This is a genomic window from Thalassobacterium sedimentorum (assembly GCF_031127905.1).
Lineage (GTDB): Bacteria > Verrucomicrobiota > Verrucomicrobiia > Opitutales > Coraliomargaritaceae > Thalassobacterium > Thalassobacterium sedimentorum.
Genome location: NZ_JARXIC010000112.1, coordinates 1 through 778, shown reverse-complemented (window position 1 = coordinate 778; position 778 = coordinate 1). Strand labels below are relative to the sequence as shown.

Annotated in this window: 1 protein-coding gene; it reads left to right on the top strand. The window is 57.7% G+C overall.

All coding sequences use genetic code 11. From position 1 onward, the window contains the following. Window positions 1–778: site-specific integrase (locus tag QEH59_RS18625; RefSeq protein ID WP_308986893.1), on the top strand; the 778-nt coding region annotated here is incomplete at both ends.

The window sequence follows — 778 nt, the reverse complement described above, 5'->3', positions numbered from 1 at the left end:
CCTAACTGGTCGGACGCCCTGAAGGCAGCGGATTTGCCGGACAAGGTGCGTGATCGTCATCGTGTCATCATCAACTGGTTCCTTGGTCATTTGAAGCGGGAGCATATGGCTGCGTCGAAGGACTCGGCGCGGATGTTCCTAAAACATTTGATTGAGACGCGCCGACCGCAGGACTGGCAAGTCGAGCAGTGGCGCCAAGGGCTGAACTGGTTTTTCCGGAAGGCGCCGTCTCGGCGGCACAAGGCGGCGAAAAAGATTGAGAGCTGCGCAGAGGGTAAGGTGTTGGCCGGGGCGACCGACGACAGCCCCCGGAGCGGGATGCAGGAAGATGACGAAGCACCGATGGTGGAGGAAGGCTACGAGGACGGGCGGCAGCACTATGCCTACACGGTGGCGCAGATGCAGGCGAAGGTGCCGATGGATCCGTGGTTTGAGGAGACGGTGCGTTTGATGCGGGTGCGGCAGATGGCCTACCGCACGGAAGAGGCCTATCTGGGCTGGATTCGGAGGATGGAGCGTTTCCTTGGAAGCAAGGATGGGTTGGAGGCTTTCGCGGAGGAAGACTTGAAGCGTTTTTTGAGTTATCTTGCGGTGGAGGAAGGCGTGGCGGCGGGGACGCAGCGGCAGGCCTTAAACGCGGGTGTCTTTTTCCTGCGCGAGGTGCGTAAGATGGAACTGGGAGATTTTAGCGATTATGTGAAAGCAAATCCACGCAAATACTATCCGGTGGTGTATTCCAGAGGGGAAATTAAGCGTTTACTGGATAATGTTAAGGGGA